The organism is Paenibacillus sp. V4I7, from assembly GCF_030817275.1.
Classification (GTDB): Bacteria; Bacillota; Bacilli; order Paenibacillales; family NBRC-103111; genus Paenibacillus_E.
In genome coordinates this window covers 4,654,959-4,680,563 of record NZ_JAUSZD010000002.1, presented here as the reverse complement: position 1 = coordinate 4,680,563, position 25,605 = coordinate 4,654,959, and the positions used below count along the sequence as shown (strand labels likewise).

15 protein-coding genes are annotated in these 25,605 nt (G+C 47.5%); 13 read left to right on the top strand and 2 right to left on the bottom strand.

From position 1 onward, the window contains the following. The first annotated feature begins 70 nt into the window (after positions 1-70). The 10 genes from QFZ80_RS22435 (at position 71) to QFZ80_RS22390 (ending at position 19,403) form a co-directional block, all read left to right on the top strand. Positions 71-1,057 carry an ABC transporter permease gene (locus tag QFZ80_RS22435; protein WP_373460139.1) on the top strand — a complete coding sequence of 329 codons (987 nt, stop codon included), beginning with the start codon at positions 71-73 and terminating at the stop codon, positions 1,055-1,057. A gap of 18 nt (positions 1,058-1,075) precedes the next feature. Further along, complete coding sequence (locus tag QFZ80_RS22430) at positions 1,076-1,963, top strand: carbohydrate ABC transporter permease (protein WP_307553987.1); 888 nt, start codon at positions 1,076-1,078, stop codon at positions 1,961-1,963. A 62-nt stretch (positions 1,964-2,025) separates the two neighbouring features. Beyond that, positions 2,026-3,624, top strand: coding sequence for an ABC transporter substrate-binding protein (locus QFZ80_RS22425; RefSeq protein WP_307553989.1), 1,599 nt, complete (start codon positions 2,026-2,028; stop codon positions 3,622-3,624). 300 nt (positions 3,625-3,924) lie between these two features. After that, entirely contained in the window at positions 3,925-7,191 is a 3,267-nt protein-coding gene (locus QFZ80_RS22420) for an alginate lyase family protein (protein ID WP_307561103.1), read from the top strand. After that, positions 7,181-9,562 (top strand): OmpL47-type beta-barrel domain-containing protein, encoded by a 2,382-nt coding sequence (locus QFZ80_RS22415; RefSeq protein WP_307564193.1) that lies wholly within the window; start codon positions 7,181-7,183, stop codon positions 9,560-9,562. The genes QFZ80_RS22420 and QFZ80_RS22415 overlap by 11 nt, the downstream gene beginning before the upstream one ends. 134 nt (positions 9,563-9,696) lie before the next feature. Further along, positions 9,697-13,197: an OmpL47-type beta-barrel domain-containing protein gene (locus QFZ80_RS22410; protein ID WP_307561101.1), complete on the top strand. Its 3,501-nt coding sequence runs from the start codon at positions 9,697-9,699 to the stop codon at positions 13,195-13,197. Between the two features lie 377 nt (positions 13,198-13,574). Beyond that, positions 13,575-15,641, top strand: coding sequence for a glycoside hydrolase family 31 protein (locus QFZ80_RS22405; RefSeq protein ID WP_307553994.1), 2,067 nt, complete (start codon positions 13,575-13,577; stop codon positions 15,639-15,641). 51 nt (positions 15,642-15,692) lie between these two features. Then, positions 15,693-17,294 carry a glycoside hydrolase family 43 protein gene (locus QFZ80_RS22400; RefSeq protein ID WP_307561099.1) on the top strand — a complete coding sequence of 534 codons (1,602 nt, stop codon included), beginning with the start codon at positions 15,693-15,695 and terminating at the stop codon, positions 17,292-17,294. A gap of 20 nt (positions 17,295-17,314) precedes the next feature. Then, positions 17,315-18,169, top strand: a complete 855-nt coding sequence (locus tag QFZ80_RS22395) for an alpha/beta fold hydrolase (RefSeq protein WP_307561097.1) — start codon at positions 17,315-17,317, stop codon at positions 18,167-18,169. Between the two features lie 43 nt (positions 18,170-18,212). Continuing rightward, complete coding sequence (locus QFZ80_RS22390) at positions 18,213-19,403, top strand: glycoside hydrolase family 88 protein (RefSeq protein ID WP_373460138.1); 1,191 nt, start codon at positions 18,213-18,215, stop codon at positions 19,401-19,403. Positions 19,404-19,526: 123 nt separating this feature from the next. Here QFZ80_RS22390 and QFZ80_RS22385 read toward each other — a convergent pair whose 3' ends face one another. Further along, positions 19,527-20,387, bottom strand: coding sequence for a helix-turn-helix domain-containing protein (locus QFZ80_RS22385; protein ID WP_307561094.1), 861 nt, complete (start codon positions 20,385-20,387; stop codon positions 19,527-19,529). Positions 20,388-20,548: 161 nt separating this feature from the next. On the opposite strand from QFZ80_RS22385, the gene QFZ80_RS22380 reads away from it, so the two are divergent. After that, on the top strand, positions 20,549-22,423 hold the full coding sequence (locus QFZ80_RS22380) for a beta-L-arabinofuranosidase domain-containing protein (RefSeq protein WP_307561092.1): 1,875 nt from the start codon (positions 20,549-20,551) through the stop codon (positions 22,421-22,423). Here QFZ80_RS22380 and QFZ80_RS22375 read toward each other — a convergent pair. Beyond that, on the bottom strand, positions 22,377-23,291 hold the full coding sequence (locus QFZ80_RS22375; protein ID WP_307561089.1) for an AraC family transcriptional regulator: 915 nt from the start codon (positions 23,289-23,291) through the stop codon (positions 22,377-22,379). The genes QFZ80_RS22380 and QFZ80_RS22375 overlap by 47 nt on opposite strands. A 107-nt stretch (positions 23,292-23,398) precedes the next feature. Between QFZ80_RS22375 and QFZ80_RS22370 the strand changes: the two genes are divergently transcribed. Both QFZ80_RS22370 and QFZ80_RS22365 read left to right on the top strand, forming a co-directional pair. Continuing rightward, a complete protein-coding gene (locus QFZ80_RS22370) occupies positions 23,399-24,520 on the top strand; it encodes a glycoside hydrolase family 88 protein (protein ID WP_307561087.1) in 1,122 nt (373 codons plus the stop codon). A 27-nt stretch (positions 24,521-24,547) separates the two neighbouring features. Beyond that, positions 24,548-25,573 (top strand): dienelactone hydrolase family protein, encoded by a 1,026-nt coding sequence (locus tag QFZ80_RS22365; RefSeq protein ID WP_307561085.1) that lies wholly within the window; start codon positions 24,548-24,550, stop codon positions 25,571-25,573. Positions 25,574-25,605 lie beyond the last annotated feature (32 nt).

The following is a 25,605-nucleotide window of genomic DNA, read 5'->3' as shown; positions in this document are numbered from 1 at the left end:
TTTCGCCGGACCAACAATGATCCTATAGTAAGGGTATTGTTCGAGATGAGATAAAGTAGGAGGGGACAGAATGAACGAAACTATATCGTCGGCAGTACGCCCTGAATACACAGGCAGCCGCAGCAAGAAAAATCGCGGAGTCGTCGGGCGCTTCTTTTATGAACTGCTCCGCAATAAATTTATGTACGCTTTAGCCCTTCCCGGGATAATATGGTTCTTTGTATTCGCTTATCTTCCAATGGGAGGCATTGTTATTGCTTTCCAGGACTTCAAAGTGGTAAAGGGGATAACGGGCAGCAAGTTCGTCGGATTTAAAAATTTTGAGTTTTTCTTTCGATCAAGCGATTGGATCAAGGTAGTGAGCAACACGTTGTATCTAAATATTTTATTTATTGTGATAGGAACAATTGCCGCCGTAGCCATTGCAATCATGGTGACGGAAATCGGCGGGAAGATGTTCAAGAAAGTATCGCAGTCGGTGATGATCTTTCCTCACTTCCTGTCATGGACGGTTGTGGCCATGTTTATGACCGCATTCGTCGCGACGGATGGAGGCTTTATCAACCAATTTCTCGGGGTTTTCGGTATCGCGCCGATCACTTTCTTGTCGTCGCCGCAATATTGGCCCGTCATTCTGGTGCTGCTGAAAATTTGGCATGGCGCAGGATTCGGCTCCATCATCTACATGGCCACAATTGCCGGAATCAACCCAGAGATTTACGAATCCGCTTCGATGGACGGTGCCAGCCGCGGGCAGAAAATTCGCTTCATTACGTTGCCGTTATTAAAACCGACGATTATCTTGCTGACCATCCTTGCGGTAGGCGGCATATTCAACGGCGATTTCGGCTTGATTTATGCGATTATCGGACGTAACCCGATGCTGTACCCAACAACGGACGTCATTGATACTTATGTATTCCGCGCCTTGATGGACCTTGGAGATTTGGGGATGTCGGCCGCAGTTGGCTTTTTACAATCGTTCATCGGATTCGTGCTTGTCATAACCGTCAATGCTGCCGCCAAGAAAGCGGCGCCGGATTCCGCCATTTTCTAGCAGGAAGGGAGTTTTAGAATGATCAAGGAAAGTATACCAGATAAGCTGCTCAAAGCGGCATTTTACGTCATCATCGCTGTCTTTTCAGTGTATTGTCTCGTTCCGTTCTATGCCGTTGTGGCCAACTCATTTACTTTAGAGTCTGAAATTGTAAGGAACGGGTATATGCTGTTGCCCAAGAAATTCAGTCTGGAAGCCTACAAGCTGATTTTTCAAGACAATACCATCTACAGAGCTTACGGCGTGACAATGTTCGTTACATTAGTCGGCACGGCATTGTCAATGCTGTTCACCTGCGCATTGTCCTACGCCATCTCATCGAAAGCGGTAAAGTACCGTAATGCAATCGCTTTCTACGTCTATTTCACGATGCTGTTCCATGGCGGCTTGGTTACCTCCTATCTGCTCATATCCAAATATTTGGGCATGAAGGATTCGATTTGGGTGCTGATTATTCCCAGTATGATTAGTGCATGGAACATGTTTCTGCTGCGGAATTTCTTCGCTACCATTGACGAATCGCTCTCGGAATCCGCCAAGATTGACGGAGCCAACGATGCCTATATTTTGTTCCGCATCATTTTGCCGATTTCGCTTCCCGCAATCGCAACGATTGGGCTGTTCTATGCGTTAGGATACTGGAACAATTGGTTTAACGCGCTTCTCTACATTAATGACTCGGATAAGTATCCGCTGCAATATTTGATTCAGCGCATCATGAACAATTTGGATTATATCAACCAGGTGTCTCCGAACGCCAACGTAAACATTCCGAATTACGTTGCTCCAGCGATAACAGTTCGATTGGCAACGACGATCGTGACGATTGGTCCGATCATTCTCCTGTATCCGTTTCTTCAGAAATATTTTGTCAAAGGCTTAATGGTTGGCGCAGTTAAAGGCTAAAAACGCCTATTTGGCGGTTTAGTATAGATGAATTAAAGATAATAAAGGGAGGAATAACAAACATGAAAACGAAAAGAATCTCAGTTGCACTCCTTGCACTAACCGTACTCGGGGCAACGGCATGCAGCAACAGTGAGCAGAATCAGGCAAGTCCAGCCGTGAACGGCTCTGGAACGCAACCGGCGCTGGCGCCGGTTACGTTGAAGGGAATGTTGTTCGGCGATCAGCCGAAGGACTTACAGCTGGTATTCGACGAATTTGAGAAGCGGACGAAGGATACCCTGAATACGAAGCTCAACATTCAATGGAATCCGATCAGCGATCATAAACAGAAGGTTAAGCTGATGATGGCCGCCGGCGAAGAGATGGATTTTGTTTTCGAGGCCGATTTTATAAGTCTGAAGGAGCTTGTGCCGCAGGGCGCCTATGCCCAACTCGACAAATACTTCAATAATGATGCGTATCCGGGTCTCAAGAAAGCGTTTCCGCCGGAATTTGTAGAATCGAACAAGCGGTTCGACGGACACCTGTACACGATTCCGTTCACGCAATATTTCTATGATATTCCTGTCGTCTACCTGCGCAAAGACCTGCGCGAGAAATACGGACTTCCGCCGATCAACAGCTACGACGATCTGCAGAAATTTTATGATAAGGTGCTGGAGAACGACAAAGGTATAACACCGCTTGCATTGCGCGGCAATAGAGGGTTCCAGGAAATTTTTCAAGGAGAAACTCCTGAGCTGCCGAATGTGGCGCAAGTCTTGGGGGGGCTCCCATCTATTGTGAAATTATCTGATGATTTGAAGAAAGTTGAGACCATTGTCTCGGTAGGCGATCCAGCATCGGAGTGGGCCAAGCTGCCAGCGCCTTACAATACGCCTAAGACTGCATTCCCTCATTTAGATAAGTGGGCGGAGTGGAGCAAATACTTGGAAAAGGACGTCGTCAGCCAGAAGGATGATTTGGGTTACTTCATGTCCGGCAAAGCAGCATCTTATTATTCAACCTTGAACGCTTTCGCAAAAGACAGGAAGAAGCTGAGGGATACGATCCCTGGAGCGGATTTGGAAATGTTCGTGCTCAAAACGAAAGTTCGGGAGATGAAGCCGCATGCAATCGGTGTGGACTATGTATCGAACAACTCTGTTGCGATCCCGGCCACTTCTAAAAATATCGACAGAACGATGAAGTTCTTTGACGCGGTGTTCAGCAGCAGAGAAAATCACGATCTGCTTGAATACGGCATACCGGGCAAGCATTGGGAAGCGGTTGGCGACAATCAGATCAAATTGCTCGACGAAGCGAAAAATTACAATTTCCCTGGCTATGAGCTCACATGGAATCCTTCGATGATCCGACTGAGCACCGATCTGGACGAAAATACGAAAAAGTATTACGAATATTCAGCGAAACCGGATACGTATTATACGCCGACGCTGAAAAAATTCAAGTTCGACAATACCGCCGTTAAATCGGAAAGCGCCAACATTGCTTCCAAAGTTGATCCATTCATCCAACTTCTCAAGACAGGTCAAATCAAGGATTGGGAAGTGCAAATGGCCAAGCTGAAGGTCGAGCTGGATGCGCTTGGCGGTGACAAAATCGGCGCTGAATCGAAGAAGCAAATTCAAGCTTACCTCGACAAGGGCGGCAAGTAATTAAGTGTAGGCAGGTTGGCCAACCGATCTCATCCGTTAGAGATGGGATCGGCTGCCGCCAAGCCCTTCGCAGCAAGAGAGGGAGGAGATAGACAGGTTTATACGGACGATAGTTCGGGTGGGATTTCTCATTTTCATTAAAAGGAGGACCTGTATCGTTCAACTCGGCACTCGCTCTTACTCCAAATAAACATACAAGAATTACATGTATGCGACAAATATCTTTGCTAGTACAAAGAACCTTATCCCCATCTGCCTCGGCGAATGCCAAGAGGCTATATCTTTTCAAGGAGGAACCACATGATGCGTAAGACTACTTTTCATATAGGAGTTCTATGGAAGCGTTTACTAGCGGTAGTTGCCGTAGTGAATATGATTGCAACGCTTATGCCGATTAGCACGGCTACGGCTGCGGACGAAACCGTCAGCGCAGGATATCAAGTCGAAATCAATGAAACGATCACCAATGGCTTTACCCACCCGGGTGTCGGCTTAACGAAAGCCACACTTGAAAACATGAGAACACAGGTACTGGCGCAAAAGGAGCCTTGGTACTCCTATTATAAGGCAATGACCGTATCTTCTACCTCTTCAACAACGATTACGTCGAGCAACCAAAGCTCCACAGATCCGACAAAACCGGCCGTCACTTCTTTTGACAGTCAGGGCTTTAATCAGAGATTTATACAAGATGCTTTGAAGGCGTATACACAGACGCTTATGTATTATGTTACCGGCGATGAGGTTTATCGGGCAAATGCGATGCGCATTATCCGTATTTGGTCCCAGATGGATCCTGCGAAATACGTGTATTTTAATGACGCGCATATTCACACGGGAATACCTCTCAATCGTATGGTAGCTGCGGCCGAAATCTTAAGGTACTCCAGTTCCCAAACCGAAGAGCTGAAATGGACGGATAAGGATACGGCCGATTTTACGGCTAATCTGATTACTCCGGCAATCGAAACCTTTCAGCATGAAAATAACCATTTTATGAATCAACATAATTATCCGCTGCTGGGGGCAATGGCAGGTTATATCTTTACCGAAAACAGAGAGAGATATAATGAGGCTGTCGAATGGGCAACCGTTAATAAGATGGCTGTCAATCAGGGCTTCAATGGATCCATTAAGCAACTATTCCGATTGATTGATACCAATGCAGCGACAGGCGAGAAATTGGATAAGCCGGTCGTTCAGCATGTGGAGATGGGTCGAGACCAAGCGCATGGCGCCGGTGACTTAACGAATTCGGCCATCCTTTCTCGTATGTTTCTTGCCCAAGGCACCAAAGTCGACCCGGTGGAAGGCACTGTATCCACACAAGACAATGCAGTAGGTTATTATGAGTTTCTGGATGATAGATTTTTAGTGGCCGGCGACTTCTTTTGGAAGTACATGCTTGGCCATGACACACCCTGGGTGCCAGTTCCATACTCCACTTACCCTGATGGAACGGTAAGAGGCATCTACCAAAAGTTCTCGGACTCTTATAGAGGAAGAACGAATACCGCTTTATTTTGGGATATGTACTATTACTATACGTATGTGAAAGGGATTAATGTAGCAGATAAAGCGCCTTACTTATATGATGCATTTACCAAGAGAAGTCCATCCAATTATTACTATAAAGGGGCACTTACTCAAGCTTGGGAAAGCGTGGATGGAGGCGGAGACTTCTGGATTTATATGCCAAAGGCGGCTGAGTCTGAGGGGGCGAAGTATCTTCCCAAGGAGCAAACAAGCGCTGCGCTGGTAGAAGTAGAAGACCGTTATACGGCATTTGACAACAATACGGCTACCAAGCAAGAGGGAGATACCTCCTATGTGGAGTTTACGGCAACAGCTCAAGGAAGTGAAATTGCCGTACAGAATCTATCCTACGCTGATCGTACGAATTCCCGTCTTATTGGATTAAAATTTAGAACGGGCGGCCCGGCTATATTAGAGTTAAGTAACGGCGTAACAACGCCATACTATACGTTGGCGCTGCCGAATACGAAGGGTCAATGGAAATATATAACCTATGATATGGGAATTAATAATGTTTCCTATGGTCAGCTCGATGGCGATTACAGCCTCGTTTATATGAATGTAAAAGGAGCAGGCACGACGGTTGATTTTGACCACTTCAATGTTCAGGCAGGCACTGGGCTGACACCTCCTTCATTTAAAGCTGGAAATTCGGATTTGAATATTTTTGCCTTTGTCGGGTCGCCATTGACTTTGGACTTCTCAGCTACGGATTCTGGTACGACGGATACGGTTGCTTATCAGAGTGGCAATAAGCCGGAAGACGCCGATTTAAATGCGAATACGGGCGCATTTTCGTGGCAGCCGACGCAAGCCGGAGCGTATTCCTTTATCGTTGAGGCTTCTGACGGCACAACGATTGCAACCAAGAAGGCCAATATTATTGTTGGTAGTGACAGGGCTTCTGCCGTACAAGCGGCTATTGCGCCATATAATCCAAACATAAGTTACGTTTCAGGATCGCTGAATAATTTTAATACCGTATATAATAACACCATAAGTCAGATTCAGACTGCGTCAGATAGCGCCTTTTCTCAGCAATTGATAACCCTGAGGAGTGCGGTCGAAAGCCTTCAATTGTTAACGCCTTCATTACAAGCTGACGGAAGTATGGCTTATACCAATATGATTACATCCAGCTTTGGCAATTCGATCTCTCTCCTCGTGGATGGTAACAATAATACTTTTCCAGTCTATACGCTGGCGCCGTATCCGAATTTGTACCATATCTTGGATTTCGGGCCGGATTATAAAGTAACAGCTGATGCTATTGCTATGCAAGGCAGAATGAATTTCGTGGATCGTATGGCAGGCATGACGGTATTCGGGTCCAATGACAAGGAAAACTGGACGCGGATAACACCGGAACAAACAGCGTTTACGGATGGCTTTTCAAAATTAGACGTAGCCGATGCCTACAAAAATGAGAAATTCCGGTTTATCAAGTTAGAAATGATTGATCCACAGCCTGATGTTCTTCGCGGTAATATACAGAACTTGCTTGAATTGTCCGAATTAAGAATCTTCGGCGAGCGCCATGAGATTAATAACAAGCTAGAGTCGGTTTCGATAGGTTCAGATAAGAGCGTCAATGGCAGGATAGTTCTAGGCAATACGGTAAAATTAACGATTAAAGCAAAAGAAGCCATCAATAACGTTAGTGTCAAAATTCAAGGCCAGGATGCAGCGGTTAGCACGCAAGATAATATCAATTTTACGGCCGTGGCGACTTTGAATGAGAATGTACAAACGGGTATAGTGAAATTTGCCATCGACTACAAAAAGAATGACGGAACCAATGGAGACACAACCTATTTTACAACCGACAACTCCAAGCTTTACCTTGCCGATGAGTCGGATTTGATCCGCAATGTGGTTAGTATTACCAATTTAATTGATTCTACTACAAGTTCAGGAAGAACAGCAGCAGAAACCTTGAAACAGACGAATTATCTATTTGACAACGATTTAAGCACGCTCTTCCGATTATCGTTTAAACGGCGGGGGATCTGGAAGCTTCATTACATTTGATTTCAAGGAAGGTAATCAAACTTCGCTTTCGAGTGTAGAGCTTCTTGCAAGACAAGATAATAATCTATACAGCAGAATCAGGGGTGCAGTGGTTCAGGGATCCAACGATAATGCTACCTGGACGACTCTCTCGAAAGCAGCAACATCTACGATAGATTGGCAAACGCTGGCGATTAGCGGCACAGAATCTTACCGTTATATCCGTATTCTCAATCCAAATGGATGGTTTGGAAATATGGCTGAATTGAGATTCCATGGTGTTGTTAAGTCCCTAAGCAAAATCGAATCAGCTTCATTGAGTTCGGATCAAAACCTCAATAAAAGGATTGTTCCGGGCAACACGGTCAAATTAATAATCAAAGCAAAAGAAGCGATCAATAACGTCAAGGTTGCCATTCAAGGCCAAGATGCAACGGTTAGCACACAAGACAATATTAACTTCACGGCAGTAGCGACGTTGAATCAAGGCGCAGCAGCAGGACCAGTGAAATTCACCATTAATTACAAACAGCAAGATGGAGCGGATGGATTCCCCATCACAACTACATCGGATAACACCACGCTGTTCCTGGCTGACGAGTCGGATTTGATTAGCAATGTAGCTAGTATTGCCAATTTAATCGATTCTACTTCAGGAAGAACGGCAGCAACCACATTGCAACAGGTGAATTATCTGTTCGATAGCAATTTAAATACGAGTTCCGATTTCCGTTTAGGCAGCAGCTCCGGAACGGGAAGCTACATCACATATGACTTTAAAGCAGGCAATCAAGCTACGCTTTCAAGTGTAGAATTGCTGGGAAGACAAGACCAAAATTTATTTACCAGAATTAATGGTGCAGTGGTCCAGGGATCCAACGATAATACGACTTGGACGACACTTACAAAAGCAGCGGTATCTACAGCGGATTGGCAAAGCTTTGCGATCATCAGCAAAGTACCGTACCGTTATATCCGTATTTACAATCCGACAGGGTGGTTCGGTAATATGGCTGAACTGAGATTGCATGGGGCAGTGAAAGCGGCCGACCTGACGCCTCCGGTTACAACGGATGATGCACCGCAGGGATCGGTCAACAAGGATACGAAGGTAAGCTTCAATGCGACTGATGCAGATTCCGGCGTTGCCTCAACCTTTTTCAAAGTAGACGGCGGCGCGCAACAAACCGGGAATTCGGTTACTTTGACTACTGAGGGAACGCATACGTTAGTGTATTGGAGCGTGGACTTGGCAGGCAATGTGGAACAGCCGCATACGGTTGCAGTAAACATTGACAAGACGGCACCTGCCGATGCCACTTTCTCCCCAGACGTTACAGCGCCGACCAACAGTGATGTTACTCTCACGATCGGCTATCCGGCTGATGCCGCTGTGGTGGAGTACAAAGTTGGCGAAAGCGGTACATGGACAGCTTACGGGGCTCCCGTGGTTGTTTCCGCAAACGACACGGTGTATGCAAGAGGAACGGATGCTGCAGGTAACGTAAACAATGTAACCAGCTATGAGGTAAACAACATTGATCATGTAGCACCGGTAGATGCAACTATAGCTGTAGAAACCACAGCGCCAACCAACCAAGGTGTTACCGTAACGATCAGCTACCCGGCAGACGCAGCGGTGAAAGAATACAAAGTTGGCGAAAGCGGCACATGGACAGCATACTCCGCTCCAGTCATTGTTTCTGATAATGAAACCGTGTATGCAAGAGGAACGGATGCCGTGGGCAATGTGTCGAATGTAACGAGCATGACAGTAAGCAACATTTACAAGATTGCCCCCGTCACAACTGCAACGTTAAGTCCGGCTGCGCCTAACGGGAATAACAGCTGGTATACGACAGCTGTATCGGTAAGCTTATCCGTAACCTCCAATGTTTACGGAGGAGCAGTGACAACGGAATATCAGGTGAATGACGGGGCTTGGACTACCTATACCGGTTCTATTCCTGCCTTCAGTGAAGGGATGTATAAGTTCGGTTACCGCAGCAAGGATCAGGCAGGCAATGTAGAAGAACTTAAAACCGTCGAGTTTAAAGTTGACAAGACAGCGCCAGCGCTATCCGTGCAGCTGGATAAGACGTCGATTTGGCCGGCGGAACATAAAATGGTGACGATTAATGCCACGCTGAATCCGAGTGATGCTACATCGGGTGTTGAATCTGTGGTGTTAACCTCCATCACGAGCAATCAACCGGATAGCGGCCAAGGCGACATTCAGGCCAATTTCGGTACAGCCGCCACTTCATTTAGTTTACGTGCGGAAAAATCACGTATCTATACCATCACTTATACGGCAACCGATAAAGCGGGTAACAAAACGGTTGTTCCTGTAACCGTTACGGTACCTCATGATCAATCCGATACTGAATAATTAAATCGTTGCCGATTGTTGATTTTAATCGAAACCTGAACTATACCTGGCTTTGGGCTTGACTATGATAGAGCCCAAGGCCGGGTTACTTTAATTGCTTACACATAATCACGATAACTTGGAGGAGAGTTGACATGCGAATCAACCGATTGAGAAAAAAACTTGTCTCGAAACTTATTTTAGGCTTGGCCTTGCCTCTAGCTTTGTTCGCGGGAGCCGTCGGCCAGCCGCAGACAGCCGCTGCCGACGTAAGCTTTGTCCATCCCGGAATGATCTTTACACAGGCTGATCTGGATCGCATGAAACAGCTAGTTGCTTCCAATCAAGCTCCGGCAATTTACGAATGGAACAATTTAAAAGCGAATCCAACAGCTTCTTTGAATTATGCTCCATCCAATTATCATCCAATTGTTTACAGAAATGATGCTGTGAATGGAAATAAAGGAAATACCGATCTGTATTACAGCGCATCGGCAGCCCTTCTGAATGCGATCGAATGGAATATTAGCGGAGATCAAGCTTATGCGGATCATACGATCCAAATTCTGAACGGCTGGTCCTACAATTTGACCTCCATCCAAGGCCATGACGCCCAATTGGCGGCGAGCATCTACGGGTACAAGCTGCTGAACGCCGCCGAGATCATTCGGTACAGTAATGCGGGGTGGTCCTCTGCGGATATAAGCAAATTCACCGACATGATGACGAACGTATTCTATCCGCTAACAAGCACGTACGGTCAGGTGAATGGCGGCTGGGCAAACGGAAACTGGGACGCCGTCGATACGGTCTTCAATCTTTCCTTCGGCATTTGGACGGGAAATAAAGAAATTTATAATCAAGCCGTAGACTATTATAAGAATGGTGCAGGCAACGGAACCGTCATGCATTATATCCAAAATGACGACGGCCAGGTTCAGGAAAGCGGCCGTGACCAAGATCACACTCAGGGGGGTCTCGCAGGTCTAGCCGAAGCGGCGCAGATTGGCTGGAATCAGAGGGCAGCGGTTCCTAGCGGTGGCGATATGTACTCGTATCCGAACAATACGTACCGGTTACTCAAAGGCATCGAATATACGGCGAAGTATAACTTGGGCTACGATGTTCCTTATACACCAATCCCAGGTGTAGGTTACACGCTGGACGACATGTCGAAGGGCTTCTCATGGATCCCTGGTTTGGCGATTTCGCCGAGAGGCCGGGGGAAATTCAGTCCGATATTCCATCAGGTCTATAACCTCTATGTTAATGAGACTGGTTTGCCGGATTCCATGCTGCCCTATACCAAACAAGTGATAGCGAGACAACCGTTTCAAGCGTTTGCCCTAGACTTCCCGTCGTACGGGGGACTGTTATTCAACAGCCAAGATACCCCGCATTCCGATCAGTGGGGCAAGTCGGAGACAATCACGATTACGAATCGCGGTGCAGGCAAATCTATCGTTGTCATTAACGATCAATCACCGGCTTCCGTGGAACAGCAGTTCATCTCTGCGGCGGATGCCAATGTACGCGGAGGCACGTCTTCCAATATCAACTATGGCCCGGACGCAACGATGACGAGCAAGCTATCTACAGCAGATTTCACGCGGGAAGCCTATCTCAAATTCGACTTGAGCGGATACGCAGGAACCAAGGTCGATTCCGCTACTGTGAGGCTGTACGCCACATCTGTAGGCGCCAATGTAGGCAATACGGAGGCCGATTATGTAGCGGACGATAGTTGGATCGAGAGCGGCATTACCTGGAGTACGAAACCGGCCTCCGGCACCGTTCTTGCCACTTGGCCAAAGCCGAAGGCAGCAGGCTTTATCCAGTTTGACGTGACGAATCAATTGAACGCCGAACTAGCCCGATCCGGGGATAAGAAGCTTTCCGTCCGAATTCAATCTCTTCTTAATGGCGATGGAGTGGACTACAGCACCAAAGAGGCAACTACAGCAGGCAACCGTCCGACACTCATCCTCAAGAACGAGGCGAAGTCGTACCAGTATGCTTTGGAATACCTCGGCACAAGCAATTTGTACGCTTACCGGTCGCTTGCCAACAATAAATATTTGACCGTGATGCCGGACGGCACACTAGCGGCCAATTCGAACACCATCGGAACTGAACAAACGTTTGCTTACAGCAATAATGGTTCAGGCAACGTCATGAAGTCGATGGTGAACGGCAAATATGTGGCAGTCGATTCGGCAACGGGACTGTTGAAAGCGAATGTGGACAATGTAACCAACGATTACGGGCGCTTCGATTATTTAACCCCGCTGGATTCGCCGGTTACAACAGCCGAATTGTCAAACACGGCACCCGACGGGCAAAATGGGTGGTATGTGCATCCGGTTTCATTGGCGTTAACGGCATCCGCTTCGGTGCTTCCAGTGAAAAACACCGTTTATACCCTTGATGAAGGTCAAACTTGGCAAACCTATACGGGACCGATTGCGTTCAATCAGGATGGCTTGTATTCGGTTTGGTATGAATCGAGGGATAGCGGGGGCGGCGTAGAATTTGCCCGGAACGTCTCATTCAAGCTGGATGCGACCGCTCCGGCCGATGCCACCTTCGATGCAGATGTGGCAGCGCCGACCAACACCGACGTTAACGTAACGATCAGCTATCCGGCAGATGCAGCGGTGAAAGAATACAAAGTGGGCGAAAGCGGCAACTGGACAGCTTATGGGGCTCCCGTGGTTGTTTCCGCAAACGATACCGTGTATGCAAGAGGAACGGATGCTGCAGGCAATGTATCTAATGTAACTAGCAAAGAGGTCAACAATATCGATCATATAGCACCGGTGGATGCAACATTAGCTGTAGATACCTCAGCACCGACAAACCAAGGCGTCACCATAACGATCAACTATCCGGCAGATGCAGCAGTGAAAGAATATAAAGTGGGTGCTAGCGGCACATGGACAGCGTATACCGCCTCAGTCGTCGTTTCGGAAAATGACACCGTTTATGCAAGAGGAACGGATGCCGTAGGCAACATATCCAACGTAACCAGTCTTACAGTAAGCAACATTTACAAGATTGCCCCTGTAACAGCCGCAACGTTAAGTCCGACTGCCCCTAACGGGAAGAACAGCTGGTATACAACGGATGTTACGGTAAGCTTATCCGTTAGCGCCAATGTATACGGAGGAGCTGTGACAACCGAATATCAAGTAAATGACGGTGCCTGGATCACCTACACAGGTTCCATTCCGGCCTTCGGTGAAGGGACTCATAAGGTCGGTTATCGCAGCACGGATCAAGCAAGTAATGTAGAACAACTCAAAACCGTCGAATTTAAGGTTGATAAGACGGAGCCATCATTAATTGTCCAATTGGATAAAACGTCTATTTGGCCGGCAGAACATAAAATGGTGACTATTAATGTTATATTAAATTCGAGTGATGCTACATCGGGCGTTGAATCCGTAGTATTAACGTCCATCACGAGCAATCAACCGGATAGCGGCCAAGGCGACATTCAGGCCAATTTCGGTACAGCCGCCACTTCTTTTAGTTTACGTGCAGAAAAATCACGTATCTATATGATTACCTACACGGCAACCGATAAAGCGGGCAACAAAACGGTTACTTCCGTAACCGTCACTGTGCCTCATGATCAATCCGATAATCAATAGGAAGAAAGAGAACCTCCATCTCCACTTCATTCTAGTGGAATTGGAGGTTCTTTTGTAATTGATAGGGATGAAAGAAAAAAAACATACCTCCGAATGTCGTGCGTCTGCTGATTAACAACGCCGGTTCCTTGCCCTTCGTGAACAAAAAGTATCTCGCAGCACTGATGCCAGTGATAATATCCTTTAAAATCATGGTTCAAAATAAACGGGTTCGACTGCAGGTTCATAATTCCCCAAAGTGGATAAGATTCAAACATTTTCTCATATTTTATTATAACTTTTTCGATGGTCGAAGGGATATAATCAGAACAAATATCGTTTGATGTTGATGAAATTATTGGCTCGTTTCTGGGCAAAACACAGAAAGAAGGTTAACGATGGACAAAATAGCAAACGGCATATGGAGAGTGCGTTTCGGACAGCCCGAAGCCCACACTCCGGTTAATCATCGTGAAACGGAAGTGAAAACGGAAGAACTCGGGAAGCTCGATTGCCAAGGAGTTTCCCCCTTCTCACTTAGTGACATCGTGATAAAGCAATCGGCAAGAGGGATTTATCTTGAACTTCCTCTGAAAGCCGATGAACATATTTATGGTTTCGGACTGCAGCTGCACCGTGTGGATCATACAGGCAGAAAGAAAGTGATTCGCGTCAACAGCGATCCCGTGGCCGATACAGGAGATAGTCATGCACCTGTACCGTTTTATGTAACAACCGCAGGATATGGCGTCTTTATTGACACTTCGCGCTACGCAACTTTCTATTGCGGGACTAATTTGCGTAAAGGAGCTTCGGAGAACAAGAAATTCGAACAGAAGGAAATCGGAACCTCTGAAATAGAATTGTACGGCTACCAGTCTACAGAGGGGGATCGATCGGTTGTTGTCGATATTCCGTCAGCGGAAGGTATTGATGTATATTTGTTTGAAGGTCCGGACATGGTGACTGCCGTACAGCGATATAATCTGTTTTCTGGAGGAGGCGTTCTACCTCCTATGTGGGGTCTCGGGATGTGGTACCGGGCTTACAGTGCAGCCTCACGTGAGGATGTCATGCGGCTTGCCAAGGGCTTTCGGGACGATAAGATGCCGGTCGACGTATTTGGGTTTGAGCCCGGTTGGCAAACGAAGGCATATTCTTGCTCTTTTGTATGGGATGAAAGCCGTTTCCCGGGCCATGAAGGGATGCTCGATGAATTATACGGTATGAGTTACCGGGTCAACCTCTGGGAGCATCTCTTTGTGCATCCGACTTCCCCCATGTACGAAGAATTGATGCCTTATTCCGGTGATTACGAGGTTTGGGAAGGACTTGTCCCTGACCTGTCCGTAAAGGAAGCCAGAGACATCTTCGCCAAGCATCATTTGAAGGAGTTTGTAGAAAAAGGGATATCCGGATTTAAATTAGATGAATGTGACAGCTCCGACTTTGTGCATTCGAATTGGTCCTTCCCGGATATAGCGCAATTCCCCTCAGGGATGGACGGGGAGCAGATGCACAACCAACTGGGAACGCTGTATCAATCCGCCATACAGGCTCCTTTCGAAGCGCATGGCCGAAGGACGCTGTCTCAAGTCCGATCCTCCGGATCTCTTGCTTCGCCGTTTCCCTTTGTGCTTTACAGCGATCTATACAATCACAAGGTGTTTATACGCGGTGTCGTGAACTCCGGATTCTCCGGGCTTCTCTGGTCGCCCGAAGTCCGTCAAGCGGAATCCCCCGAAGATTTGATCCGCAGGATTCAAACGGCAGTCTTCTCTCCAATGGCTCTGCTCAACTGCTGGAGAATTCCGAATCCGCCATGGATGCAAGTGGAACGTGACAAAAACATACGTGGTGAATTCCTCGATAACTATGAAGATATTCGAGACATTTGCCGCACATTGTTCGAAATACGTATGACATTGATTCCTTACCTATACACAAGCTATGCGAAATATAGTATAAAAGGGTTGCCGCCTTTTCGGGCGCTTGTCATGGATTACCCGGATGACCCAAATACGTACGAAATCGACGATGCCTACATGATGGGAGATTCTATCCTTGTGGCGCCAATCATAACAGGTACATCAGAGCGCGACGTGTATCTGCCGAAAGGCCGCTGGCGGTGTTTCTGGACAAATGAGGCCTTCGAAGGCGGACAAGCCTACACCTTTGCGCCAGGCTTGGAACGTATTCCGGTCTTCGTGAAGGATGGTACACTTCTACCGCTTGCTAAACCTTTGCCATATATTTCAGATGATGCCACCTTCGACATCACCGTTAGAGCTTATGGAGACAGACCGTCAGATTGCTTCCTTTATGAGGATGACGGAACAACATTCGAATACCGTGAAGGCAGCTTTAATTGGGTGAAGCTGACTTGGAACGAAGGTGTTGATGTTGAACGCATAGGCAACTATAAGGGCAAACGATATCATATAACCGGCTGGGAATCCGTTTAAGTTGAAGAACAAAACGACATATATGTAAAAAGAATAGCAGGAGGAACAAAAATGACAAAATCAGAAGCAAAGTTGAAAATTACGAATCCCGTGCTGCCGGGATTTAACCCAGACCCATGGATGCTGCGGGTCGGTGATGACTATTACATTGCGACATCGACGTTCGAGTGGTTTCCGGGGGTTGCGATCTATCATTCGCGAGATATGGTCCATTGGCAGCTGCTAACCCATCCTCTATCAAAGGCCGGTCAGCTTGAACTACTCGGAGTGCCGAGCTCCGGCGGTATTTGGGCGCCGAATCTGACTTACGATAACGGTACGTTCTATCTACTATATACGAATGTAGTGGGGCGCAAGGGCGTTTTTAAAGACTTGCACAATTATTTGATTACGGCTGATAATATCATGGGTCCATGGTCAGAGCCGATCTATCTGAACGCCAAAGGATTCGATCCGGCATTTTTCCACGATGACGATGGACGCAAATGGCTGATGCAGATGCGGTGGGATTTTCGGACAGGCCGTCCGCGCTTTAGCGGTATTTTGATGCAGGAATACAATCATGCCGAGGGCAGGCTGGTTGGAGAGGAGTCGGTCATTTATCGAGGAACCGAAATTGGCGTCACCGAGGGTCCAAGTATGTTCAAGAAGGACGGTTACTATTATTTGATAACTGCTGAAGGTGGTACTGGATGCAACCACGCAGTTACTGTCGCCCGTTCCCGTAATATCGAAGGACCGTACGAAACAGCTCCGGATAATCCGATGATGACGACGGCTTATGATCATGAACATCCGGTGCAAAATGCAGGCCATGCGGCCTTCGTAGAGACACAGAACGGAGAATGGTATATCTCCCATCTGGGGATACGTGTATTGCCTGATGGAAGACGTTTGAACCCGCTCGGACGCGAAACATTGATCCAGCGGATCGTATGGACGGAAGATGGATGGCCCCGTCTTGATAACGGCACCCGATTACCTTCACTGGAAGTTAAAGCTCCTGAGTTGGAGCCGCATCCGTTCGCACCTTTACCGGAGAGGGACGATTTCGATGCTCCTCAGCTGAATATTCATTTCAGCACGCTCCGAACGCCGGCTGATGAAAGCTGGCTCTCTTTGCAGAAGCGTCCGGGCTATCTTCGCTTACGCGGCAGGGAGTCTCTGAATTCCTGGCACAAACAAAGTATGGTGGCGCGTCGTGTGCAGCACTTTGAGTTCGAAGCGGAAACATGTGTCGAGTTCGATCCGCAATCGTTTTTTCATATGGCCGGTCTCGTTTGCTACTATGACGAACAGGATTATTACTATCTGCGCATCAGTCATGATGAACACTGGGGCAAACATATCGGCGTCGCCAAAAGTGTCGGGGGTAAATACGAAGAGCTTCTGGATAGCGTCGTTATTGCTGATGGCTGGGAACGCTGCTATTTGCGAGTGACGATTGAGCACGGGAAGCTTCAGTTTGCCGTCAGCGCAGACGGAAGCAATTGGTCTACCATCGGGCCTGCGCTCGATTTCGGCGTCCTTTCCGACGAATACGGTGGAAAGCTAGGCTTTACAGGTGCAATGGTCGGCGTATGTGCACAGGATATGAGCGGCGGCGGACATCATGCCGATTTCGATTATTTTACTTACCGTGAACGGGTATGACCGAAAGGAATAGGATTAACATGGACAATCTTCAAATCCATTCAGGGCGTCTTGACATCGGTGGAAAAGAGCTCTACTACGAAGTCTCCGGATCAGGACCAGCTGTCGTCCTGCTTCACGGTCATTCCGTAGATCGTAGAATGTGGGACGCTCAGTTTGCGAGTTTAGCTACCCAGTATCAGGTACTTCGTTATGACTTAAGAGGCTACGGCCTTTCCGATATGCCGCAAGAGGGAGAAGATTATTTGCATGCCGAGGATCTGTACAAAGCAATAAATCATCTGGGCATTAAGCAAGCACATATCGTTGGTTTATCCTTGGGGGCCTTTGTAGCACTGGACTTTCTGTATCTACATCCGGATCATGTGATGACTGTCTCCGTTGCGAGCGGAGCCATCTATGCGAATGAGGAAGATGAGTCTGTAAACAATGAACTGTTTCAGGATGCAGATTCTGCTCACGAATCCCAATCGTCAAGACTAGGGCGTAACGACCCGGTGATCCAAGAGAATGTAGACGAATGGTTCATTAATCTGATGGACAGCTGCGGGAAGTACAAGGATGAAATCCGTGGCCAGCTATGGAGAATGATTGGCGACTGGTCTGCATGGACGCTAAGGCATCGAGAACCTAAGTGCCTGATCGGTTCTGATCTCGCACGCGGCTTTCGCGCACACGGTGTGGAAAAGCCCATTCTTGTCATCATTGGGGGGGACGACTCGGAGGGCAGCATCCGTTCGTCGGAAAAGCTGCTCGATCTTGTGCGATCCGCTCGCAGAGCGGATATCGCAGATGCAGGTCATTTTTCCAATATGGAGCGGCCGGAAGTTTTTACGAACGTGCTGGAGCTTTTTTTTGAAGAACAGGAACAGTGAGAATATGAAGATAATCTACAATGAAAAGAAAGAGTGATAACCTGTGCATGCGATTAATTTGGAACCATTGTGCCGTCTGGAGCAGTTTGGACAACCGCCAGTCATAGATTCAACATTTGCAGAGGAAGCCATTGGTTTTATCCTTAAGCAAATCGATCGTAATCTGGAAGCATTCACGCATCAATTTCCGGCGCCTGCAAGCGAAAATCTTATTTATCCGGGCATTGACAATGTGGAGTGGACTTCGAGCTTCTGGACAGGTATGCTTTGGCTTGCTTACGAGTATACCGGGGATGACAAATACCGCCATGTCGCGGAAAGCCAACTTCATGGCTACAAGGAACGCGTGCAGAAACGGATCGAAACGAATACGCATGATATTGGTTTTCTGTATTCCCTGTCTTGTGTCGCCGCTTATAAGCTAACCGGCAATGAAGAGGCTAAGCAGACAGCTTTGCTCGCAGCGGATTTATTAATGGAACGCTACTTTGATAAAGCAGGCATCGTGCAGGCTTGGGGAGAACTCAGCGACCCCGAACAGCAGGGCAGAATGATTATTGACTGCAACTTGAATCTACCGCTTCTGTACTGGGCGACTGAAGTGTCGGGCGAACCGAGGTACGCCGAAGCAGCGAGAAGTCACGTCAAGCAGGCAGCTGCTTATATTGTCAGAGACGATGCATCAACGTACCATACTTATTATATGGACGTGAAAACCGGATTGCCGAGATTCGGAAGAACTCATCAAGGCTATGCCGACGATACATGCTGGTCGCGTGGTCAAGCCTGGGGAATCAGCGGCTTCCCGCTCAGCTATTTATATACGGGTGATACAGAACTGCTCGAATTGACTAAGAAGCTGTCAAACTATTTTCTTAACCGTCTGCCGGACGATCTTATTTGTTACTGGGATTTGATCTTCTTGGAAGGCAAAGAACAGGAGCGAGATAGCTCAGCGGCTGCGATTGCCGCATGCGGTTTGCTCGAACTCTCCAAACAATTGCCGCTTCTAGACCCGTCGAAGAACGTCTACGAGAATGCGGCACTGCATATCCTGAAATCACTGCACGAAAACTACACGGCCAAGAATTACCCAGAGTCAAATGGCGTGTTGATTCACGCCGTGTACAACAAGCCACGCGGAATGGGCATCAACGAGTGCAACATTTGGGGCGATTATTTCTATTTTGAAGCATTAATTCGCATAGAGAAAGATTGGAAGCCCTACTGGTAATCGAGCTGGCAAGGGACCGGTTTTAAATGGATATAAAGATGATATGAACAACAAAAGGGGGCGACGAATGTTTAAATTCGATCTGCCCCTTTTTGATATTATGCAGCTTTTCAAATCCTTGGTTTAAGACTTGTAGAATTGCCGCATGTACGCTGAAGGCGATTCGCCATACACTTTCTTGAACACCCTGCTAAAGTAAAAAGGATTCTGATACCCGAGCCGCTCACTAATCTCCGCTAAGTTCAACGAGCTTAGTCGCATCAGCTCGATTGCCTTGTTCAACTTTAACATCGTATGAGTCTCTACGATGCTTTTGCCCGTTGCTCTTTTGAATGAGGCAGAAATGTAGCTGTAATTCATATTCAAGTATGTTTGCAGTCTGGCTGCTTCGAAAGGCTCCTCGAGATGTGCCACCAAATAGGTCATGATTCGTTCGGTCGTCCGACGAGCAGCTTCGGTGATTCCGTCCTGATTGGAAGCGGCCGCATGCAGTTCGAGGAAGAATTGATAGACGTTCAAGCTTGCCCGTGTCATCTTGTGAGCACCCTGATCAAGCATTCCATGGATCATAGCATGCAGTCTTTTCTCTGTTCCTATGGGCGCTGTAGCGAATTTGGGCAGTACGATGCGGTATTGATAATGATCGGGATAGTAATACTCCAGCTCGGGACGCGGGGTATGGTCTTTGTAATCCTTTCGTTCGTCAGCGACTGTGTCGAAATGAATCCAATACCAGGAAGTTCCCGCCAGCGTCTCAGGTAAGCCCCAGTGGTGTAAGCCTTTATTTAAGAATAAGTACTCTTGTTCACCTACAACATAGGAAGATCCTTCCTCGATGACTTGCATACCTCCTTTGGCGACATAGAGAAATACATGGTAGTCCAACATACGGTCGGGATGGGTATATCGTGTATCCGTTCGGTTCAAGCCAATATCCCGGATCAACGGGAATCGGTCTGCAGTTAAATCAACGAACTTGTCCATAGAGTGAATCCTCTCTCAGAATGTTTGCTGTTCAATAAATAACAAAAAAAGTATATGAAAATTCAAAATATAGTGCATGGAATGTAGTATAGCATAACTTTAAAATGAAAAAGAAAACAAAAAAAAGGAATGGATGAGAAATGATGAGAGGAAAGACGGTCATGAGAGATTTTCAGGCGGGACACGTTCGATTGCTACCGGGTCCACTCAAGAAGCGGTTTGAACTAAATAAACAGTACATGATGAGCCTGACCAACGAGAATTTACTCCGTAGTTTTTATCTGGAAGCGGGACTGTGGAGCTATAGCGGCAACGGCGGCACTACTAGCGCTACGACCACAAGCATGGATGGTCCGGAGCATTGGCATTGGGGTTGGGAATCGCCAACCTGCGAGCTGCGAGGGCATATTATGGGTCACTGGCTTTCGGCAGCTGCGCGCATCTATGCGCAAACTGGCGATCCATTAGTGAAAGCAAAGGCTGATTATATCGTAGCTGAATTGAAGCGCTGTCAAGAAGCGAATGGAGGGGAGTGGCTTGCTGCGTTCCCAGAAACATATATGGAGCGCATAGCTAGTGGTAAATTCGTATGGGCACCTCACTATACGATTCATAAACTGCTTATGGGATTATATGAAATCTATGCAATCACGGACAATGAGCATGCGGTACATCTGATTTCAGGCATCGCAGCCTGGTTTTATCGCTGGACGGGACAATTCTCGCAGGAGCAGATGGACGAGCTGCTTGATCTTGAGACAGGAGGCATGCTGGAAGCATGGGCAGATCTGTACGGTATCACAGGCGATGAGAAGCATCTCGAGCTCATACGAAGATACGATCGGCGGCGATTTTTCGATGCACTGATTGATGGAAAAGATGTGCTGACGAACAAGCATGCGAATACACAAATTCCTGAAATTCTTGGTGCTGCACGGGCTTGGGAAGTAACAGGGGATGAACGGTATCGCAAAATAGTGGAAGCGTTTTGGGCAATTGCCGTTACAAATCGCGGTTATGTCGCTACAGGGGCAGGTGACAATGGCGAGCTATGGATGCCGGCAAACGAAATGGCTGCCAGACTCGGCGTCGGTCAGGAGCACTGCTGCAACTACAACATGATGCGGCTTGCTCATGTGCTTCTCCGATGGACTGGTGATCCCATTTATGCCGACTATTGGGAACGTCGGTTTATGAATGGCGTACTTGCTCATCAACATGGGGATACAGGCATGATTTCATACTTCCTCGGCGCAGCGGCAGGCAGCAAAAAAACATGGGGCTCGCCGACTCAGCATTTCTGGTGCTGTCACGGTACGCTGATGCAGGCTAACGCATCCTATGAGTCGCAAATTTTCATGGAGGAAGAGAGCGGAATCACCATCTGTCAATTGCTACCCTCTGAGCTGCACTGCGATCACAGCGGCAATGCGATAAGTATTCGTTTGGAGCAGGAAGGACAACACGGCATTTATCCGCTTAACAACTGGTCCGTTGAAGGTATGACCGCGATTACGAAAGTGAACATTCCGTCCATTCCGGTTCAACGTCCTGATAGTTTCATTTATAAAATTACCGTCAAGGTTGAGCAAGCTACTACATTCACATTGAAGCTGCGAATGCCTTGGTGGCTGAAGGGCCGGCCAAAGATTTCAGTGAATGGCATCGAACCGGAGCAGAAAGTAGTAGAAGCATCGTCCTTCTTCCGACTCACCCGAGAATGGCTTAGTGGCGATACGATTACTCTCGAACTCTCGAAGGCTCTAACAGCTGAGCCTCTTCCTGGAGAGCCAGGCACCTATGCGTTCTTAGATGGTCCGATCGTGCTTGCGGGATTAACCAGTGAGGAGCGGGTGCTTTCTGGGGACCCTTCTCGTCTGGAAACGATGTTGGCTCCTGACCGAGAGCGGAACCACGGCTGGTGGAATCCCGGATATTACCGCACGAAGGGAGTGGACCACGGATTTAGGTTCATTCCTTTATATGAGGTTAAAGATGAAAGCTATTCGATTTATTTTCCAATCCAGACGTCTTAAGAGATGGTGCGTTTCTATCATTCCTGTATTTAAGCGGAGTTGTTCCGATCACCCGTTTAAAGAGTTGAATAAAGTAAGAGGCGTTCGGTATGCCGATTCGAATACCGATTTCCTCGACTGCCAAATCCGTCGTCTCAAGCAGTCTGCAGGCTTGTTTCATCCGTCTGGCCGTCAAGTAATCTGTTACGCTGCTGCCTGTCTCCTGACGAAAAACTCTAGAAATGTAGCTCGTGGATAGATGTGTTTCTTTTGCCAAATTTTCAAGACTAACGTCATCCTGATAATGCTTTTCGATCCAACTCATAATCGTTTCCGAGTAACGCGGATTTCTTCTCAGCGCCTCTTGTACATCTTTCACTTTCCCGTACACACTGTCCACAACATTCAAAAGTTGTAGCAAAAGCAAAGTGATATCTTCACAATCGCGAAAGTTGTCATCGTTATTGCGATCAAAGGATGAGTAAATCCATTCTATCGATTCTGCTTGTAGGGAAAGATCATAAGCATGATTACGGTCTCTACCTTGCCATAATGCAGTAAAAAGGGCGTGTTTTTTCGGAAAAGGACGTAATTGTTGTTCAATGAGAACAGGATCCACATAAAAAATGGATCGAACATAGGGTGTTTCAGAACTAACCATAGCGTGGATACGATGGAGTTGAAAAGGCTGGAAGAAGAAGAACATTCCTCGTCTGATTTCGTAAGCCTGGCGATTCAGGACGATGCTGCCCTGTCCTTCGTGTACGAAGACTGCTTCACAGCATTGATGCCAGTGATAGTAGCCTTTGAAGCCATTTTCGGATCGAAGGTGATAATCCCAAACGATGTCTTTATGATCAAAGATAACAGGTTCGAATAGCCGGTTCATAGGACTACCTCCTATATGACAAAATATCAACATTTATTGATATTGTATCATAACTTTTGTGTGAAATGGTGATCTATAATGGATAAAAACAGATGGAGGTATTCATAATGAGTACAGCATATTGGCAAGAAATCATGGTAAGACTCGATAGTAAAGTTACACGTACGATGGATCAAATGGGTACGAAATGTCCGCATTTCGCAGGAGAAGATGGCAAGTTTGATGACATCGGCTCCGATTGGTGGACGACTGGCTTCTGGCCGGGCATACTGTGGATCATGAATGACATGACAGGTAAAGATCACTATAAAGAGGCTGCCTGGCACTGGGATTGCCTTCTGGAAGAGTGGTTCGTGAAACCAACGGAGGAGCTTCATCATGATGTAGGATTTCAATTTCTGCCAACAGCTGTTATCAAAAATACATTAACAGGGGATTCGGATGGATTCCGCCGAGGGATTGAGGCAGCGAATTTTCTAGCAGCACGTTATAATCCTGTTGGGCGATTTATTCGAGCCTGGAATAATGGACCTGACGGTAAACCAGTACCCGGTTGGGTCATTATCGATTGCATGCTGAACATCTCACTTCTGTTCTGGGCTAGTAAGGTGACTGGCGATCCTAGGTATAAACATATGGCGATTCGTCATGCCGAGACGACGATGGCGTATGGCATCCGAGAGGATGGATCGACGAAACACATCCTTTCATTCGACGCCGAGACGGGTGCTTATATCGAAAACTTTGGCGGCCAAGGCTTATCTCCGGAATCATCGTGGAGCCGCGGTACGGCCTGGGGATTATACGGTTTTGTGAATACATATCGTCACACGGAGGATGAGCGGTTTCTTCATACAGCGAAGAGGATCGCGCATTACTTCATTGCAGCGCTGCCTGAGGATCATGTCCCGTATTGGGATTTCCGTTTGGAATCGGAAGAGGGCATGTCGAGGGATACCTCAGCAGCGGCCATTGCCGCTTCAGCCTTTCTTGATCTCGCGGATTTCGTGCCAGCAGGAGAAAAGAAATTATACGCCGGTGCAGCAGAGCGGATCCTGCGTTCGCTGACTGAAAACTATGCGACTTGGGATCAGCCGGAGCACGAAGCCATTCTGCTGCATGCTACTGGCAGCGGCACTTCGTTTATTGATGTCTCGCTTATTTATGGCGATTATTATTACGTGGAAGCGATATCCAAGCTTAATGGATGGAAGCACCGCATCTTTTGATGGATGTGTTGGAAGAGAGGAAGCAGTATGAACTGGACAACGGATGAATTTCTGAAGCGATTGTACGAGGAAACGAAGAATGAGCGGCTTAAGCTGCGGTCCGGAAAGAAGCATACCGGAGTAGATCGGCAGGAGCTGTGCGGCCGATTAAGGAAAGCGCTGGGAAGTTTTCCTAGAACGGTAACACCACTTCAACCAATTGTGCTGGAGAAGGAGGATTACGGCGATTATTATCTTGAGCACATCAAATATACAACCATGGAATCCGTAGACGTCCCTGTCATGGTGCTGGTACCGAAAGATGGAAAAGGCTCATGGCCTGCGGTGCTGGCTTGCCATGGACATGGCAATGGTCAACGAGACGCTGTTGGTCTTGCTCTGAACGGCAGCGTGCTGGGCGAACCCGGAATCCATAACCGTTTTGCTGTCGAACTGGTGAAGAGGGGGCTGCTTGTGGTCATCCCGGAAATCATGGGTTTCGGAGTGCGTCGGATGGCGGAAGAGATCATAGCGAATCCGAACTACAGCTCCTGCGGTACGCTGTCGTCCCAATTGTTGATGTTCGGTAGAACATTGGCGGGCATGCGGGTTTACGAAGCCATCCGGGCGCTGGATTACATACAATCTCGAGATGATGTCATAGCTAGCCGCATCGGGATTTTCGGCTTTTCCGGAGGCAGTCTGATCAGCGCATTTACAGCAGGACTAGATGATCGGATTAAGGCCACCGTGCTTGCAGGGTGGACGAGTACGTTTCAGGGAAGCATTCTTGCCATGCATCATTGCATCGATAATTACTTGCCCGGTATCCTGCTCGATGCCGAACAACCGGAGCTCATCGGCTTAATAGCCCCTCGTAATTTGTTCGTAGAATCAGGCGAGAACGATCCAATCTTTCCGGTAAAGAATGTTCGCGAGGCTATTGCGGAGCTTAAGGAGATTTATAATGGCATGAATGTTCTGGATTGTTTCCAATCGGATCTTTTTCCGGGAAGTCACGAAATATCGGGACGTAAGTCCTTTGATTGGCTTGCGGAGTGCCTGCGATCATAAGGGAATTCGTTGGAAATTAAAACCATAGTGAG